This is a genomic window from Rhodococcus sp. NPDC057014 (genome assembly GCF_042673295.1).
Taxonomy (GTDB): domain Bacteria; phylum Actinomycetota; class Actinomycetes; order Mycobacteriales; family Mycobacteriaceae; genus Rhodococcus_F.
Map to the genome: position 1 here is coordinate 1 of NZ_JBHUSF010000192.1, position 16,769 is coordinate 16,769.

Here is a 16,769-nt window from a genome sequence, read left to right on the forward strand (position 1 = left end):
TCTTCGAAGACGGCGGCGGGTGATTCGATATCGGCGGCCGAGCTGGGTGTCCGGCCGCCGATACCGGTCACGTCAGGCCGGTGCCGCGCCGGCCCGGCGGAGGTGACGGGCGAAGAACCGGGCCGAGCTGTCCCGCTCGTAGTCGGGCACCTGGTTGTACCCGCCCGGGTGGGCGTGCAGTGTTTTCTCCCTCGAGGCGAAGGCGTCGAACAACGCGAGACCGGCTCGGCGGTCGATGTACTCGTCGTCCCACGGAATCCGGTACTCGACCGGGACGGTGATCTGTCGTGCCGTCTCGATCAGAGCGTCGTCGACGAAGACCGCACCGATGCTCAGGGCGGCGATCCGGGGTTCGACCGTCGCCAGCATCAGCCCGGTCACGACACCCAACGTCATGCCGCCGTAGCCGACGGGCGCTTCGGTGCCGACGTCGGGTAGCGCCTGCAGGGCGTCGAGGGTTTCCTGCCATTCCGGCACCGCGCGCTCCGCCAGCGACGCGTTGTATTCGATGACGATCGGGGCGATCGGCTCGCCCGCCGCCCGGGCCTGATGGATCGCGTCGCCCCACCGCTGGTCCTGAGGGTTCCGCGGCCGGTCACCGTGTCCGGGCGCGTCGATGGCGGCGACGGTGTACCCGTAGGTGCTCACGCAGTCGAGTGCGCCGGCGACCAGCCCAGGCGCCCTCTTATGCATGCCGCCGCTGTGCCCCGACAGCAGCAGCGGTGCGCCGACAGTTCCGGATGCGGGCGACCAGAGTACGCCGGTGATCTCGCCCAGGGTGAAGTTGCGTTCGATGACACCGTTCGACGATGCCTCGGAGGTGAAGTGCATGGTGTTGCCTTTCGGGATTGCCTAGTTGTCGAGGCGCTCCCGGCGACACCTACGTCGATCGCCCGGCCGTGAAGAGGGGGAGCACCCACCTGCGTACTGCGTTCATGGGTCTCACCTCCTCGCTCGAAGTCACGGTCTCCCGGACGTTAGCAGTGCGGGCGTCGTGCCCGCCAATCATTTTCCGGCCGCCCGTCGAGTCTCGTGACCGTGTTCCCGCAGCCACCGCCTGACATGCCGAAATGGCGCGTGGCCTGTGGTGCCCGCGCCGTGTTCCCTCCGACTTCTCGGGAGCTGTGATGCCTTGACAACCACCGCTCTCTGTGACCACGATTACTACATCATGTGATAGACGTTATCACAGTATGAGAGGAAATCATGAAGGTCGCTGTTCTCGGGCTCGGTGAAGCCGGAAGTCTCTACTCGTCGGGATTCCTCGCGAAGGGCTGGGAGGTGACCGGTTTCGACCCGGCAGACACCGCCACCCCGGCGGGGGTGCTGCGCTTCGACGCCGTCGCCGACGCCGTCCGGGGCGCGGATCTGGTGCTCAGCCTGACCAGTGCGAAGGTGGCCGTGCGGGCCGCCGCCGACGCTGCCCCCCATCTGTCGGACGGCGTCTGCTTCGCGGACATGAACGCCGCTGCGGCCGAGATCAAGGCGCAGGTCGCGCACTTGGTCACCGAGGCCGGTGCCTCGTTCGCCGACGTCGCAGTCGTCGGCTCGGTTCCCGCCAACGGGGCGCGCACCGCCCTCGTGATCAGCGGCGACGGATCAGTCTCGGCAACAGCGTATTTCGAAGAACTCGGCGCCTCGGTCGAGGACATCGGCGGCGCCCCCGGGGACGCCTCGAACCGCAAGCTGCTGCGCAGCACGTTCATGAAGGGCCTCGGCGCGTTGATCGTCGAATCGGTCGATGCCGGGATCGCCGCCGACGCCGAGCAGTGGGTGCGTGCCCAGATCGCCGGCGAGCTGTCCGGCAGCTTCGCGGCCCTGGACAGGCTGCGGGACGGCACCCGCAAGCACGCCGCGCGACGCTCGGTGGAGGCGACCGCCTCGGTCGAACTCCTCGACACCCTCGGCGTCCGCCCGGTCCTCACGTCCGCCACGGCACAGGCGCACCGCACGCTCGCCGATGCGAACGGACGCGCCACCGACGAGTTGCCCGACGCTTACGCTGGACTCCCGGTCGCCAACATCGGCGATGCCCGCCAGCGCATGGGCATGGTCGATTCGGGTATCCACGCAATGTGGAAGGGTGCACGCATCGTCGGTCGTGCCCGCACCGTGTGGACGCGGGCCGGCGACAACAAGGCGCTGCACGAGGCGCTGGCCAAGGTACAGCCGGGTGAGGTGATCGTCATCAACGGACAGGGCGACCGGAACCGGGCCTTGATGGGTGAGTTGATCGCCGAACGCGCCCGCTCCCGCGGCTGCGTCGGCATGATCATCGACGGCGCCGCCCGCGACATCGACGTCCTGCAGGAAATCGGGTTCGGCGTCTGGGCCCGCGCGGTCAACCCGGCAGGCCCCTACAAGGACGGCCCCGGCAAGATCGACGTCCCGGTCGCGGTCGGCGGTGTCGTCTGCGCCCCCGGCGATCTGGTCGTCGCCGACGACGACGGCGTCATCATCGTCCCGGCCGCCGAGGCATTTACCAGCCTCGCCGGTGGCCGCGCGGTCGAAGCCGACGAGGCGCAGCGCCGCGCCGCGATCATCGCCGCCCGCAAGGTCGCATCATGATCGCCATCTGGGCGTTGCTGGCGTTCATCGCCTCCATCGTCTTCTGGAACGCGGTCCTCAAACGCAACATCGGCGAGTCGATGATCGTCGGGTTCGTCGTCGTCGGTGCGTTCGCCGGTCGCGACGCCCCGAAATACATGTGGGACGGCTTCGTCGACTCGATGCAGGAGGAAGTGACGTTCGCCGGTCTGGCGTTCATCTTCATGAGTTTCATCCTCGCGAAGACGCCGGTGCTGGATCGGCTCATCGACATCCTCAACTCCTTCCTGGGGCGGCTACGCGGCGGCCCGATCTACACCTCCACCGTCGCCGGCGGCATGTTCGGAGCCATCGCCCACGTCGGGGCCTCCGTCACCGCCGCGGTCGGCTCGGTCACGGTGCCGTGGATGAAACGCTCCGGTGTCAGCGGTGAACTGTCCGCCACCGTCGTCGCCGGCTGCGCCGGCATGGGTGTGACCTTCCCGTTCAGTGCGACCATGTTCATCCTGGTCGGGTCGAGCACCGTCACCGGCATGATGGCCGCCGACGACATCATCGTCCCGCTCGCGATCGCGGGCCTCTGGTGCCTCGGCTACCGACTCGTGCTGAGCTACTACCTGGTGCGCAAGAACGGCCTGCAGCCGATCGCCCCCGAGGACCGCATCCCGGTGAAGCGGAGCCTGCGCGTCGGCTGGACCTCCCTGTTGCTGTTCGTCCCGATCCTGATCCCGCTGCTGCTCACCCGCGGGCCGATCGCCGCCCCCATCGCGCACTACACCGACCTGGTGATGTCGAGCGCCCTGAGCCTGATCACCTGGATCCCGGTCCTGATGATCCTGCTGGTGCTCTTCCTCGGCCGCCGACACCTGCCCAAGACCACCACGGGCTGGTGGAAAGTCCTCGGCGACGCGGCACCCCAGTTCGGCGTCATCGGCATCACCATCGTCGCCGCGTTCTCCGCTTCGGCGGTGCTGGCCAAGCTGAAGTTGCCTCAGCAGCTGACCGCGATGCTCGAAAGCCTCAGCGCACCGTCCTGGTTGATGGCGATCCTCGTCGGCATCATCATCGTCATCATCGCGATCCCGCTGACCGCCTCCGCCACCATGGCCTCGGTCGGCCCCGTCGCCGTCGCCGCACTGGTCGGCACAGGCATCGCCGCCCCCGTGGCCGCGGCCGCCGTCCTGGTGTTCGCGTCCACCGAAGGCGCCTCCCCGCCGTCGGGCGCCCCGATCTACGTCGCCTCCGGCATCGCCCGGATCGACCCGTCGAAGATCTTCATGCCACTGCTGAAGTACTACTGCGTTCCCATCCTCGGCATCGGAGTGCTCATCGCCCTCGGCCTCCTCCCCGTCTGACCCCCGCGACAGGACACGTCATGTTCCAGAAAAGCTTCTCCACCCTCTTCCGCATCAGCGTCGTCGCGTTCCTGCTCGGCGGACTGGCGATCGTGCTCGGCCAGACCGTCGGCCTGATCCTCGGTGACGGCCACATCGTCACCCACGTCGAGGAACTGCTCGCCCCCTACGCCTACGGATCCGCCGGCATCGCGGGACTACTGGCCTTCGTACTGTCGTACTTCCACCACGGCGGAGAGGAGGACGCCCTCGGAAACGAGGATTCTCCCGCCCGCGCCGCCGAGCACGTCGGATGACCAGGCCCGTGAACACGATCGACGCCGACTCCACCTACACCGACCTGTGCACCCGCACCGACGGCGCCCCGGCCGGGTCGAGCTGGGGAATCTTCGAGAACCGGGACCGGGGGACGGCGAACTTCGCAGGCCCCGGGCAGGTCCGCGACGCCGCCGGCCTGGTCACCCGGGGTGCAGTGTTCGCCCTCGACTACCCGCTCGGAGCGTTCGACCCACCGATGGCCCGGTCGCGGACGGCGCCGAAGCACACCATCGTCTCCGCGCACGCCGAATCCCGCGACGACCTGCTCGACGGCTTCTACCTGCAGGCCAGCAGCCACCTCGACGGGCTGCGCCACCGACGGGTGTCCGGACACGGCTTCTACGACGGCACCCCCGACGACCAGGTCACCGAGAACGCTCCCGCGCTCGGGATCCAGGCCTGGTCACAAGATCCGATCGTCGGCCGCGGACTGCTCCTCGACCTCGAAGGGCTGTTCGCGGACCGGGGCGCCCCACTCGATCACGTTCGCGGACCGGCGGTCGAGGCCGCCGACCTCGACGCCGCCCTCGACCGCCAGAACGCCCGAATCCAGGACGGCGATCTGATCCTCGTCCACACCGGATGGGCGCACTGGTACCTGACCGCCACCGACGACCAGCGCAACGAGGTCCGCGCCGGTCGCCGCTCCACCGGCTTCGCGCAGAGTCGCGAACTCGCACGATGGTTGTGGGACAACAAGATCGCCCTGTTCGGCACCGACACCTTCGCCGTCGAGGTCCTGCCCGTACTCCCCGGCAGCCCGTTCGCCGAGTCCGCTCCCGAGGACGCCGGCATGATGCACCAGGAACTGATCGGCAAACTCGGCGTCCCGCTCGGCGAACTGTGGAACCTCACCGCCCTCGTCGAGGACAGCCGGCGCACCGGTACCTGGGACGCCCTCGTCACCGTGAAACCGCTCAACTTCGTCGGCGGCGTCGGTTCACCGTGCAACGCGACCGCCATCCGCTGACCGTCCTCGCACCTGATTGTTCTCGTAGAATGATAAGTTCGATCGAAAGTGGGTTCATCGAGGAGGACATATGGCGGCGCCGACCAACAACATGCGTTCCCTGGACCGCGCGTTCGACGTCCTCGGCGTCCTGCAGGACGCCAAGCAGCCACTGCGATTGAGCGAGGTCGCCCGGCACGCCTCCCTGCATGTCGCCACCGTCCAGCGCATCCTCGGGGTGCTCCTCGACCGCGGCTACGCGGCCCGGATCGGCGACACCTACACCGCCGGCCCCGCCGCGCTGGCCGTCGCCCACGCATTCATGGTCACCAACCCGCTGAGCGTCCTCGCCCAGCCCACGCTGCAACAACTCGCCGCCAACACCGGTTTCACCGCGTCGATGTACGTGCGGGTCGAAAACTCGCGAGTCCTGATCGCCCGAGTCGAAAGCGAACACCCGCTCAGCTACGTACTTCCCGTCGGCGAGCGCCTCCCGCTGTACCTCGGCGGCGCGGGAAAGACCATCCTCGCCCACCTCGACGCGGAGGAAGTCGAGACGATCCTCGCCGGCATCGGCGACGTCCCCCTCGCCGGCGGCGGCACATTGCGGAAGGACGAACTGCCCGCCCAGCTCGACAAGATCCGCAGCGACGGCTTCGCGGTCTCGGTCAGCGAACGCCTCTTCGGCATCGCCTCCGTCACCGCTCCCGTTCGGGCCGCCGACGGCACCCTCGTCGCCGTCCTCGGCGTCACCGGACCCACCGACGCCCTCGACGACGCCCAGATCGCGCACCTGATCCCCGAAGTCCGTCGCGCCGCCACCACCCTCGGCGCCCGGGTACCGGTCACCGGCTAGCGGATCTCGCCATCCCGCGGTTCCCGCGCGACCCGTGTGGGCGGCGCGGATCGGTGACTTGGCCTTCCAGCCGACCGTCGGTTCATGTTCCGGCACGCGTCGCAGTGCTGTCCGGGCGGAGTTGCGACCAGGCGGTGCGGACGGTGTGGAGGGTGGCGGCATCCACACTCGAGCCGGTGCTGAGCGACGGAGCCCAGTCGAGTCGGCCGTATGACCGCTGCAGGGATCGGGGGAGTGCTGTGTCGAGGTCGGCGGCCAGCGCGCTGCGTCGGGGGTCGAGTGAGATGAGATCGATGTCCTCGCTCGACCTGGTCGGTCGCGACCCCGAATTGAGTGGCGACACTGTCGCGTTCGTCGAGGTTCACGACCGTGTCCTCGCCCATGTTTCGGCTCGGGTGAGAGCGGCGGCCATGCCGTGTTGTTCGGTGGCGAGGGCGGCCAGACGCGTGGGGTCGCTGCGTTGGTGGAGGGTCGCGATCGCGGTGGGGATTTCGATCTCGGCGTCACCGAGTTGCGGCCACCGTGCCAGATCGAGGATGGTTTGCTCGGGGGTGGTCACCAGTGTGGCCCCGAGTGGGGTATCGATGCGTTCGGCGTCGAGTTCGGTGGTGTCGCGGCGGAGGAAGACGATGGTGGCGGGCCGGTCCGTGAGGGTGATCGGTCGGTGTCGGCGCGGGACGGCGGCGATGGCGGTGGCCAACGCTCGGGGTATCGCGTGGTGCAGGCGTGCTGCACTGATGCCCATCACGATGGCCTCATCGGGTCCGTAGATGGTGGTGGCTATCCCGGCGGCGGTGGCTTCGAGACCCGGGATCCAGGGGCGGCCGGCGCGTTCGGGGGGCGTGACGATGTAGTAGCCGGGGGCGGCGCGGTGCAGGACGCCGCGGGCGACCAGGCGGGCGAGTTCGGGCCGGGGGTGAGCGTAAACGTCTGTGGCGTCCTGGGGGCGGAAGGTTCGCAGCGGGCGCCTGGCAAGTGGTGCAGGTACGGCGGTGGTGTGTACTCGTGTCACAGAAGTCCCACCCTTCTTTGCGCATTTCGTAGGGTCTAAGCCTACGTAATGTTCCTACGTCGTGCAATCGCCGCGGGAGGATGCTGCGTAATCGTGCTCTCAGTTTGCTCGACTGACTGTTCTTCGTGCGCTTCGTGTGGTCCGTGGATCGTTAGGGTGTTGCCATGGAGCGCCGGATCGACGACGCCGTGGTCCATTGGGTCGAGCACGGCAGTGGTGTGCCGATTGTCGCCCTGCACGGCGCCGGTGTGGATCATCGTGAGATCGAGGCGGCGATCGAAGCCGTCGTCCCGGGCACGGGGTACCGGCGGATCTACCCGGACCTGCCGGGGATGGGTCTGTCGACAGCGCACGGTCTGACCTGCAACGACGATGTGGTGACGCTGCTCGGCGACTTCATCGACGGCCTCGGGGCGGGCCCGGTGATGCTGGTGGGGCATTCGTACGGCGCCTATCTGGCTCGCGGTGTGGCCACCCGGCGCCCAGACGTCGTGCTCGGTCTGGCGTTGGTGTGTCCGGTCGCCGAGCGGTCGCGGAACGTGCCCGACCACAGCGTGGTTCGTCGGGACGCCGATGCCTACGACGAACTCGACCGTGCGCTGTGGGCGGGGTTCGACGAGTACTTCGTCGTGCGCACCCGGGCCACCGCTCGCCGCTACCGCGACCATGTGGTGCCGGGGACGACACTCGTCGACGAGGATGCGCTCGGGCGCATCTTCGCCGGGTGGGCGGTCGACGTCGGGTCGGGTGTGTTCCCGGGGCCGACGCTGATCGTGGCCGGCAGGCGCGATTCGGTCGCCGGGTACGCCGACGCGTGTGAATTGCTCGAGCGCTATCCGCACGCCGCCCTGGCTGTCGTCGAGGACGCCGGTCATGCGCTCGTGCACGAGCGGCCCGCACTGCTCGCCGCACTGTTCGGTGATTGGCTCGATCGCGTCGATCGGAAATAGTTCGGAGGCGATGTCGAGAACCGGTGTTCGGCTCCGTCCCTGGGGTGAATGCGGCCAGAATGGGTCGCACCGTTACCGAGGAGAACATGATGGCCAAGTACCTTCTGCTCAAGCATTACCGCGGCGCGCCGGCGGCGGTCAACGACGTGCCGATGGCGGAGTGGACGCCGGAGGAGATCTCGGCGCACGTGCAGTACATGCAGGATTTCGCGACCAAGCTGGAGGGGACCGGGGAGTTCGTCGACGGTCAGGCGCTGTCACCGGAGGGGACGTTCGTCCGTTACGACGGCGAGGGGCGGCCGCCGGTCACCGACGGCCCGTTCGCGGAGACGAAGGACCTGATCGCCGGCTGGATGGTGATCGACGTCGAATCCCACGAGCGGGCGCTCGAACTGGCCGGGGAGCTGTCGGCGGCGCCCGGTGCGGGTGGGAAGCCGATCCACGAATGGCTCGAGCTGCGACCGTTCCTGACCGCGCCCCCGACCATCTCGGACTGCCACGGTGGATCGGGCCTGGGGGCCTGACAGTTCCGGCCGGCATCGAAGCCTCGTGGCAGGCTGGGTCGAGGGGAACCGATTCGAACGACCCCTCGGCCCGGCCACACGAAAGGGAATGTCGCTGATGACCGTCCGTACCGTGAACACAGAGGCGGGGCGACTCTCCGGTGACCACACCGACGGGGTCGCCCGCTTCCTGGGAATCCCCTACGCGGCAGCCCCGGCGGGCGAACGCCGATTCGCACCGCCGGCCCCGGCCGAACGATGGTCGGGGACCAGGGACGCCACCGGTTACGGCGCGACCGCACCCCAGCCGCAACTGCATCCCACTCAGGCGTGTCTGGCGCCGCTGGTCGGGCCCGGATGGGTGACCGGAGACGGCAACTACCTCAATCTCAACGTCTGGACACCCGACCCCGGCACGAGCGGGCTCCCGGTGATGGTCTACCTCCACGGCGGCGGGTTCATGATCGGCTCGGGTGCCGCCCCGGCGTTCGACGGCACGGCGTTCGCGCGCGACGGCGTCGTCCTGGTCACCGTCAACTACCGACTCGGCGCGGAGGGCTTCCTCGCACTGCCCGGTGCCACGAACATCGGGTTGCGCGACCAGATCGCCGCACTGCACTGGGTTCGCGACAACATCGCCGGGTTCGGCGGGAACCCGGACAACGTCACCGTCTTCGGCGAATCGGCGGGCGGCACCTCGGTCGCGTTCCTGCTGCACTCCCCGCCGGCCGTGGGACTGTTCCGGCGTGCGATCGTCCAGAGCGGACACGACGAGATGGCCCGCCCACTCGCGCTCACCGAAGAACTCACGAAGGCAGTCGCCGCCAGGCTCGGAACCTCCCCGGCCGTGGACGCATTCCGCGCATCCTCTGCCCCCGACCTGCTGCGCGCGCAGGGTGCCCTGTTCAGAACCGCGCCCCGTCCAGATCTGCGCGACGACAACGGTGTCGACCCAGGACACGGACGCGCACTGTTCCTCCCCACCACGGGGGACGACGTCCTCCCCGACCCGGTCGGAGTCCCGAGCACCCACGCACACAGCGTCGAACTGTTGATCGGCACGACACTCGAGGAAGCCAACCTCGGTTTCGGCGCCGACGCGTTCGCCGCCTTCGACGCGGATGACGCCGTCGCCGAACTGGCCGCCACCTACCCCGATGCCGACGCGCTCCTGGAACGACACCGTCTCCACGACCCGGCCGTCACCCCCGCGCAGGCACTCACCGCCGCCTACACGGATCTGATGTTCCGATCGCCGAGCCGCCGCACCGCGCACCGTCACCCCGGCACCGCCTACGTCTACGAATTCGCATGGCGATCACCACTGCACGGCGCCGCACACGGCCTCGACGTCCCCTTCGTCTTCGACACCACACAGGCATGCCGCGGCCTCGTCGGCGAAAACGCACCGGACGCCCTCACCCGCGCGATGCACCGAACCTGGCTCGATTTCGCAACCCACGGGGACCCCGGCTGGCCCACCTACGACATCGCTCGACAAGCGATGAGGTTCGACGCCGACCCCCGACTCGGCGAGGACACCGCTCCCGACGACATCGGCGCCGGATTCAGCCGGTGGTCTCGTCCCGCCGGCGAGCAGGAAACGCGACACGAACGGTCAGTGCGCTGCCGGTGAGGAGTGCTCCGACAGCGCACCACGGTGCGGCGAGGGGCCACCCGGTAGACGGCACGGCGTCGATCAGGGCGCCGACGGCGACGGAACCGAGCAGGACGGCGGCTCCGCCGATGGAGGCGAAAACGCCGTAGTACGTTCCGAGCCGGCGACCGGAGGCCATGCGGGCGATCGCATCTCGTGCGACGGGCATGGCGATCATCTGGCCGAGTGCGAGCAGGAGTACGAAGGCGGCGGGTGGAATCAGTCCGGGTATCCCGTGGGGTCGGGCGGGGACGGCGACGGCCATGACGGCGAAACCGACGGCCATGACGGCGAGGCCGAGAGGTAGTGCGGCGTGGGTGTGCGCCCGTTTCGTGATGGGTAACTGGGCGGCGACGACGAACACCGAGGACAGGGCGAAGAACCAGCCGAGCGGGGACTGCGATCCCCAGGCCCGCTCCACTTCCAGTGGCAGCAGCAGGTACAGCTGGTTGTACGCGACCAACTGCGTGCTCATCGCCGCGGCGAAGAGGAGGAACGGCCTGTTTCCGAGGACTTCCCGCCAGCCGTCGTGCCAGCTGTCGGTGGCGTGGGCGCCGGGCCCGGACGGCAGCCACCGCAGGTGCGCGAGCAGGATCGCGACGAATACCCCGGCTGCGGCGAGGCACGCGGCCGAGAAGTCGGCGAGCAGAAGCACCGATCCGACCAGTGGCCCGGTGAACGATCCGATCTGCCCGCACACGGTGAACAGAGCGAACGCGTCCACCCGCGACCGCCCCCCGTCGTCGGTGCCGCCTGCGGCGGTGGCGAGTGCCGATTCGACAGCGGGCGAGAACAGGGCGCCCGCGAACCCCGTCAGGACGGTCGCGACCACGATCCCGGGCACCGACGTGAACATGGCCAACCCGGCGAAACCGAGGACGCGGCAGACGCAACCCGTGACGACCACCGGTTTGACGCCCCAGCGGTCGGCGAGCGAGCCGCCGACGAAGAACAGCCCCTGCTGAGAGAAGGTGCGGAGACCGAGCACGGCGCCGACGAATGCCGCCCGCAGACCGAGATCGTCGGACAGGTACACCGACAGGTAGGGCAGCACCATGAAGAAGCCGACGTTGAACGCGAGTTGGGTGAGGACGAGCAGCCGGACCTCCGGGGTCGCCGCCGCCAGACTGCTCAGCAGCGACCATCGACCCACGAAGCGCCGACGGGTGTCCGTCTCCGTCACGAGTTGTCGTTCCTCAGTGCACGGGGACGGGAACCGGACCCGGCTCGAACAGGATCGACAACCGCCCCTTGGCCTCGTCGACGAGTACCTCGGCCCGGACGTTGTACACCTGGGCGATCAGGTCCGACGTCAGCACGTCGGCGGGGGTTCCGCCCGCGACGACGCGGCCCTCCTTCAGCACGATGACCGTGTCGCAGAACATGGCGGCGAGGTTGAGGTCGTGCAGGGCGATCACGCTGGTGACCGGCAACCGTGTGACTAGCGAGAGCAACTCCAGCTGGTGGTGGATGTCGAGGTGGTTGGTCGGCTCGTCGAGGAGCAGCTCGCGCGGTTGTTGCGCCAGGGCACGGGCGATCTGCACTCGCTGCTTCTCGCCGCCGGACAGTCTGTGCCAGAGCCGATCCGCCTTCGCCGTGAGGCCGGTGTGCTCGAGCGCGGCGGCGACGGCGGCGTCGTCGACGGCCGGGTTGCCGCCGAACGTTCCGCGGTGCGGGATGCGTCCGAGTCGCACGACGTCGCGCACGCTGATGTCGACGTCGGTGTCGGCGTGCTGGCTGACGACGGCGACGGCGCGCGCAATGTCCTTGCGACGCACGGTGGTGAGGTCGTTGCCGTCGAGGGTCACGACACCCGAGGTGGGGCGGACGATGCCGTTCAGCAGGCGCAGGAGCGAGGACTTGCCGGATCCGTTGGGTCCGAGCAGACCCACCGTCGAGCCCTGTGCCGGTGTGACGGTGACGCCGTCGACGACCAGTGCGCCCCCACGGTTCCAGGTGACGCCGTCTGCGTGGAGTGTCACAGGGCTCTCCTTCGCCGGGACAGGATGACGATGAACGCGGGAACGCCGACGAGGGCGGTGCCGACACCCACCGGCAGCGGGGTGGGTGCGAACGCGACCCGGGAGACGGCGTCCACCCACACCATGAACACGGCACCCATCACCGCGGTCGCCGGGATCAGCCGACTGTGTGTGGGGCCCACGAGGAATCGGGCGGCGTGGGGGAGTACCAGTCCGACGAAGCCGATCGCGCCGGCGACGCTGACGAGGGTCGCGGTGATGATCGCCGTGACCACCAGCAGCAGCAGGCGGACCTTGCCGACGGCGATGCCGAGCGACGCTGCCACCTCGTCGCCGAAGGAGAAGGCGTCGAGGACGTACGCGTAGCGCAGGCACAGGGCGGTGCCGGCGAACACCACGATCGCGCACAGCGTCACGTCGTCCCAGCGGACGCCCTCGAGCGAGCCGAGCAGCCAGAACATCACGCCGCGGGTCTCGTCGGAATCGGCGAACGCGAAAATGACGAACGACGTGAGCGCCGAGAATAATTGGGTGCTCGCGACGCCCGCCAGGATGACGCGGTCGTTGTTGCCACCGGAGATGTGGGCGAGCAGCAACACCAGCCCGAACGCGACCAGAGCGCCGATGAACGCGCCTCCGGACAGTCCGAGCGCGGCGCCACCGACGCCGAGCACGCCCACCACCACGGCACCGGTCGACGCACCCGACGAGATTCCCAGAACGAACGGGTCGGCGAGGGGGTTGCGCAGCAGCGACTGCATGATGACGCCGCAGAGTCCGAGTCCGGCGCCGCACGCGGCGGCGACCAGTGCCCGGGGCAGTCGCTCCTCCCACACGATCGCGTTCTTCGACAGCCGCACCGGAATATCCGCGAGCCCCAGGTGATTGAGCAGCACGTCGCGAACATTGACCAGTGAGACGTCCGCCGGTCCGAGCGTGACCGCGACGAGAATCGACAGCCCGAGCGCGACGATCCCGCCGGCCGCGATCAGTGTCCCGAACACCCACCGACGCCGAACCGGTACGGGGACACCGGTGTCGGCGTGGTCGAGGGTGGCGGTCAGGACGGGACCTTCTGATCGCGCAGGCCGGCAGCGACCTTCTCGAGGCCGTCGACGGCGCGGATGGACGGGTTCATCTCGGCGCCGTGCAGGGCGATATACCGCTTGTTGCGCACCGCGTCGAGGTTCTGCGTCACCGGGTCGGATTCGAGGAAGGCGATCTTGTCCGCCAGCAGGTCGCCGGGGAAGCGGTTGCGGAGCAGATCGCCGAGGATCAGGACGTCCGGGTTCCGTTCCACCACGATCTCCCAGCCCACGGGCGACCAGTCGTCGGTGAGGTCGGAGAACACGTTGGTGGCGCCGACGGAGCCGGCGAGGAGGCTCGCGGACCCGAGCCCGCCGGCCACGTACGGACTCTTGGTGTCGGCGAACCAGAATGCCGTCGACACCGTCGACTTCTCGATGGATGCCAGTGCGGCGGCTTCTCGTTCCTTCAACTCGCCGATCAGTTGTGTGCCGCGCTCGGTCACGTCGAATACCGCGGCGAGCTCACCGATTTCCTGGTACAGCGCGTCCATCGTCAGCGGGTTCGTGCGCTTGCCGCCGCCGTTGATGCTGACCCCGTTGTCGCAGTCGGTGGGAGACAGGTACGACTCGACTCCGGTCTCGGCGAACCGGGCGCGCTCCGCCACGCCGCCCTGCTTGAAATGCCGGCCGAACGACGCCGTCACGAAGTCCGGATCGGCGTCCAGGACCACCTCGTACGTCGGGGCGTTGTCCGCGAGCCGCGGCACCGACGCGTTGGCCTCCGCGAGGTTCTCGCGGATCGGGTCCGTCCACGACGCCGTGCCCACCAGCCGGTCGGCGAGGCCGAGCGACAACAGGATTTCGGTCGAGCCCTGGTCCAGTGACACCACCCGCTGCGGCGCGGCGTCGACGGTGACCTGCTGTCCGCAGTTGTCGAGGACGAGGGGGTAGCTCGTGCTGCCCTCGCCGGCCCGGGCGGCGCCGGAGTCGTCGACGGTTTCGGATTGCCCACAGGCGGCCAGGGTGCTCGCCAGTACTGCGGCGATGGCCACGAGGCCGATTCGGCCCACGGATGTTCTCACGCTCGTCATGCTTTCTGTTCGTCCAGGATCAGCGCCCCGCTCGGGCGTCGATCCCGGCTGTCGAACGAGAAGAGCGATCAGCACGTGCACGCGAGGAAGCGCGTGAACGTTATCACGAAGTAAACCTAACCTAACTAATTGGTGTGGTTTCGGCCATATTCAGGAGCGAACGTGCTCTTCGACGGAAACAGCACGACCGGTCCGTGCCGGTGTCGAATCCGGATTCGGTGATGCGATCCGCGGGTACGCGGGAATCATGTACACACGACGAGCAACTCTGATCGCTGGAGTGTCGCTGACCGCGCTCGTCGCAGCCGGGTGCGGCAGCGACGATGCGTCGACGGATGCCACCGTCGAGACACCCCCGGTTTCCGCCGAAACGACGACCAGCGTGCCTGTCCCACTTCCGGGAACGACAGGCGACGGCTTCCAACTTCCCGTGGAAGGTGCGAGCGAGGACAACGCGTTCACCTACGACGAAGTGGCTGTCCCGGTGGGTTCCTCCGTCCATCTCGAATCCGAGGGACAGGACGGCCGCACGACGGTGACGTTCACCGCGACCGGACTCGCGCCCAACCGTGACTTCGGGGTGCACGCGCACACGCGGCCGTGCGGACCGAAACCCTCGGATTCGGGACCCCACTATCAGAACGATGTCGATCCCGCTGCCACCCCGGAATCGCCGTCTTCGGATCCGGCATACGCGAACCCTCGGAACGAGATCTGGCTCGACGTCACCACCGACGCGAGCGGCAACGCGCAGGCGTCGACGACGGTCGACTGGGAGTTTCGCGAAGGCGAGGCCAATTCCGTAGTGCTCCACGCGCAGCACACCATGACCGGTCCCGGTCAGGCCGGGATGGCCGGTGATCGCCTGGCCTGCATCAACGAGGACTTCTGACGGCTCCAGCCGGTGGTGACCGGCGGAATGCCTATCCGACGTGCGAAGCCGCGGTTCGCGGCCCTCGTGGGCGCGGACCGGGGGAGACACCGAGCACGACGAGCGGGCGACGCTCTTCGTCGGGCAGTGCGTCGGCCCGCCACTTCTTCACCGCTCGATAGAGCCACTGGCCCACCTGTTCTCCGTCGGCGGTGACGTAGTTCGCGGGAACGAGTGCGTTGCCGTGCTCTTCGCGGTAGGCGGCGATGGCGGTGAGCATCCGTCGCCGCTTGCTGTCGGCCGGTGACACGGCCGGGAGCGGGACGGCGTCATCGCTCCACAGGAAGCCGATCGCGTCGAGTTGCTGGATGCGTTGGGGCGGCAGGGTGCCCAGCATGCGGGCCACGCGCTGGCGATCCTGCCACCGTCCGAGTCGGAAACCGCAGTCGGTGACGTAGTCGGAGGGCATCACGCTGCGCGGATGCTGATGCCGAAAGGCGCAGTAGAGTTGCAAGGCGGAGGCTGCGGACTGGTTATCTCGCATCGAGATCGCATCCTTGTGAGAGCCGTGAAACAGTGTCCGGGTAGTCATTAGTTCAAGTATGTCAAACACATTGACGATCTGTCACGGAAGTCGGCTCGTGTTGGGGTGCAATTGTGTGCGAATGACCGTCCCTGCGGACCGTTACAGCGCCATCTCCCGCGTCTTCTGCGCGAGTTCGCCGAGGCGGCGGGCGCGGGCGATCTCGGCCGGCGTGAACGGCTCGTCCGCCGACCGGGCGAAGACGAGCAGCTCATCACCCGACGGGATCTCGACGCTCGCCGCCGTGGTGGAAACGTCGGTCACGCGCGTATCGACGTACTGGGCCCCGAGGAGTTCCGCGATCGACAGGGGAAGTTCGGACGGATCGGCCACCACCCGCGACGCCAACGTCAATGCCTTGGTCTGGCCGTCGATCAGGGCGAGCGCCGACGCGGGCCAGATGCCGACATCGTGACCGCCGCCGGCGCGAACGGCATTGGACAGTGCCTCGGGCGTCGTGTCCCGGCACGCCCCGACGATCAATTCGTCGAGTGAACCGCCGTCCAGGTGATGAACGTGCACGGTCAGGATGTTGGCACCTCGCTCCGCGAGGTTGCGGGCCAGCGATTCCAGCTGTCCCGGGCGATCGCTCACCCGGACGCGGATGCGCCAGAGCGACTGTCCGGTCACGAGGTGGCCGTGCTTGCCGTCCGCGGGACCGTGCAACCACCCGCCGAGGAGCCGCATCGCCGACGGCTCGACCACCCAGATCACCAACACGGTGGTGGTGACGGTGAGGACCGCGACGGTGATCAGATAGGAGACGTGGAAATGAATAACCAAGGCGTGAAGTAACAGCTCGACGGGAAACACGGCGCACAGCTTCGCCAGCGCCAGCCGGACGCGGCGAGGATGCGGAAGCCGGCCGCACGCCTCGCACGCGTTCACGTGAACTCCGGGTTCTCTCACGGGATCGTTCATGCCCCCACTGTCGACCCGCCGTATTGCGAAGCGGTTTCCTCACACGGTCGGTGGTGTGACGGTCGATCGTGAAATACGTTGGCGTGCAGCAGGAATGTGGCACAGCAGACATGTGGTGCGGAAGACTCCGCGCGGCTGGTGTGAGC

At 68.4% G+C, this 16,769-nt stretch carries 18 protein-coding genes; 9 read left to right on the forward strand and 9 right to left on the reverse strand.

The features are described from left to right. Positions 1 to 72: 72 nt before the first annotated feature. Complete coding sequence (locus ACFTZB_RS29230) at positions 73 to 831, reverse strand: alpha/beta hydrolase (RefSeq protein WP_378436653.1); 759 nt, start codon at positions 829 to 831, stop codon at positions 73 to 75. Between the two features lie 375 nt (positions 832 to 1,206). Between ACFTZB_RS29230 and ACFTZB_RS29235 the strand changes: the two genes are divergently transcribed. The 5 genes from ACFTZB_RS29235 (at position 1,207) to ACFTZB_RS29255 (ending at position 6,025) form a co-directional block, all read left to right on the forward strand. After that, a complete protein-coding gene (locus ACFTZB_RS29235; protein WP_378436656.1) occupies positions 1,207 to 2,568 on the forward strand; it encodes an NAD(P)-binding domain-containing protein in 1,362 nt (453 codons plus the stop codon). Next, positions 2,565 to 3,902 carry a TRAP transporter large permease subunit gene (locus tag ACFTZB_RS29240; RefSeq protein ID WP_378436658.1) on the forward strand — a complete coding sequence of 446 codons (1,338 nt, stop codon included), beginning with the start codon at positions 2,565 to 2,567 and terminating at the stop codon, positions 3,900 to 3,902. The genes ACFTZB_RS29235 and ACFTZB_RS29240 overlap by 4 nt, the downstream gene beginning before the upstream one ends. A 20-nt stretch (positions 3,903 to 3,922) precedes the next feature. Beyond that, positions 3,923 to 4,198 carry a hypothetical protein gene (locus ACFTZB_RS29245; protein WP_378436660.1) on the forward strand — a complete coding sequence of 92 codons (276 nt, stop codon included), beginning with the start codon at positions 3,923 to 3,925 and terminating at the stop codon, positions 4,196 to 4,198. Continuing rightward, on the forward strand, positions 4,195 to 5,190 hold the full coding sequence (locus tag ACFTZB_RS29250; RefSeq protein ID WP_378436661.1) for a cyclase family protein: 996 nt from the start codon (positions 4,195 to 4,197) through the stop codon (positions 5,188 to 5,190). Before ACFTZB_RS29245 ends, ACFTZB_RS29250 begins: the two co-directional genes overlap by 4 nt. Positions 5,191 to 5,260: 70 nt before the next feature. Then, positions 5,261 to 6,025 carry an IclR family transcriptional regulator gene (locus ACFTZB_RS29255; RefSeq protein ID WP_378436664.1) on the forward strand — a complete coding sequence of 255 codons (765 nt, stop codon included), beginning with the start codon at positions 5,261 to 5,263 and terminating at the stop codon, positions 6,023 to 6,025. An 82-nt stretch (positions 6,026 to 6,107) separates the two neighbouring features. Here the strand turns inward: ACFTZB_RS29255 and ACFTZB_RS29260 are convergent, their stop codons facing one another. Together ACFTZB_RS29260 and ACFTZB_RS29265 are read right to left on the reverse strand one after the other, a co-directional pair. Then, complete coding sequence (locus tag ACFTZB_RS29260; RefSeq protein ID WP_378436666.1) at positions 6,108 to 6,368, reverse strand: hypothetical protein; 261 nt, start codon at positions 6,366 to 6,368, stop codon at positions 6,108 to 6,110. 18 nt (positions 6,369 to 6,386) lie between these two features. After that, positions 6,387 to 7,037 (reverse strand): type IV toxin-antitoxin system AbiEi family antitoxin, encoded by a 651-nt coding sequence (locus ACFTZB_RS29265; protein ID WP_378436668.1) that lies wholly within the window; start codon positions 7,035 to 7,037, stop codon positions 6,387 to 6,389. A 164-nt stretch (positions 7,038 to 7,201) separates the two neighbouring features. Between ACFTZB_RS29265 and ACFTZB_RS29270 the strand changes: the two genes are divergently transcribed. The 3 genes from ACFTZB_RS29270 (at position 7,202) to ACFTZB_RS29280 (ending at position 10,126) form a co-directional block, all read left to right on the forward strand. Further along, entirely contained in the window at positions 7,202 to 7,987 is a 786-nt protein-coding gene (locus ACFTZB_RS29270; protein ID WP_378436670.1) for an alpha/beta fold hydrolase, read from the forward strand. A gap of 89 nt (positions 7,988 to 8,076) precedes the next feature. Then, a complete protein-coding gene (locus ACFTZB_RS29275; protein WP_378436688.1) occupies positions 8,077 to 8,511 on the forward strand; it encodes a YciI family protein in 435 nt (144 codons plus the stop codon). Positions 8,512 to 8,623: 112 nt separating this feature from the next. Beyond that, positions 8,624 to 10,126: a carboxylesterase/lipase family protein gene (locus ACFTZB_RS29280; protein WP_378436672.1), complete on the forward strand. Its 1,503-nt coding sequence runs from the start codon at positions 8,624 to 8,626 to the stop codon at positions 10,124 to 10,126. On the opposite strand, the gene ACFTZB_RS29285 is transcribed toward ACFTZB_RS29280, so the two are convergent. The 4 genes from ACFTZB_RS29285 to ACFTZB_RS29300 are packed head-to-tail and all read right to left on the reverse strand — an operon-like array spanning position 10,059 to position 14,239. Continuing rightward, entirely contained in the window at positions 10,059 to 11,330 is a 1,272-nt protein-coding gene (locus tag ACFTZB_RS29285; protein WP_378436674.1) for an MDR family MFS transporter, read from the reverse strand. The genes ACFTZB_RS29280 and ACFTZB_RS29285 overlap by 68 nt on opposite strands. Positions 11,331 to 11,343: 13 nt before the next feature. After that, positions 11,344 to 12,129, reverse strand: a complete 786-nt coding sequence (locus ACFTZB_RS29290) for an ABC transporter ATP-binding protein (RefSeq protein ID WP_378436676.1) — start codon at positions 12,127 to 12,129, stop codon at positions 11,344 to 11,346. Then, positions 12,126 to 13,133, reverse strand: coding sequence for a FecCD family ABC transporter permease (locus ACFTZB_RS29295; RefSeq protein ID WP_378436678.1), 1,008 nt, complete (start codon positions 13,131 to 13,133; stop codon positions 12,126 to 12,128). Before ACFTZB_RS29295 ends, ACFTZB_RS29290 begins: the two co-directional genes overlap by 4 nt. Positions 13,134 to 13,189: 56 nt before the next feature. Beyond that, the gene (locus tag ACFTZB_RS29300; RefSeq protein WP_378436680.1) at positions 13,190 to 14,239 is read right to left on the reverse strand and encodes an ABC transporter substrate-binding protein; all 1,050 of its coding nucleotides are present in this window, start codon (positions 14,237 to 14,239) and stop codon (positions 13,190 to 13,192) included. A 256-nt stretch (positions 14,240 to 14,495) separates the two neighbouring features. Here ACFTZB_RS29300 and ACFTZB_RS29305 point away from each other — a divergent pair, with 256 nt between their 5' ends. Next, positions 14,496 to 15,140 carry a superoxide dismutase family protein gene (locus ACFTZB_RS29305; RefSeq protein ID WP_378436682.1) on the forward strand — a complete coding sequence of 215 codons (645 nt, stop codon included), beginning with the start codon at positions 14,496 to 14,498 and terminating at the stop codon, positions 15,138 to 15,140. Between the two features lie 31 nt (positions 15,141 to 15,171). Here the strand turns inward: ACFTZB_RS29305 and ACFTZB_RS29310 are convergent, their stop codons facing one another. Then, positions 15,172 to 15,663, reverse strand: coding sequence for a helicase associated domain-containing protein (locus tag ACFTZB_RS29310; protein ID WP_378436684.1), 492 nt, complete (start codon positions 15,661 to 15,663; stop codon positions 15,172 to 15,174). Positions 15,664 to 15,804: 141 nt separating this feature from the next. Beyond that, entirely contained in the window at positions 15,805 to 16,623 is an 819-nt protein-coding gene (locus ACFTZB_RS29315) for an amino acid-binding protein (RefSeq protein ID WP_378436686.1), read from the reverse strand. Positions 16,624 to 16,769 lie beyond the last annotated feature (146 nt).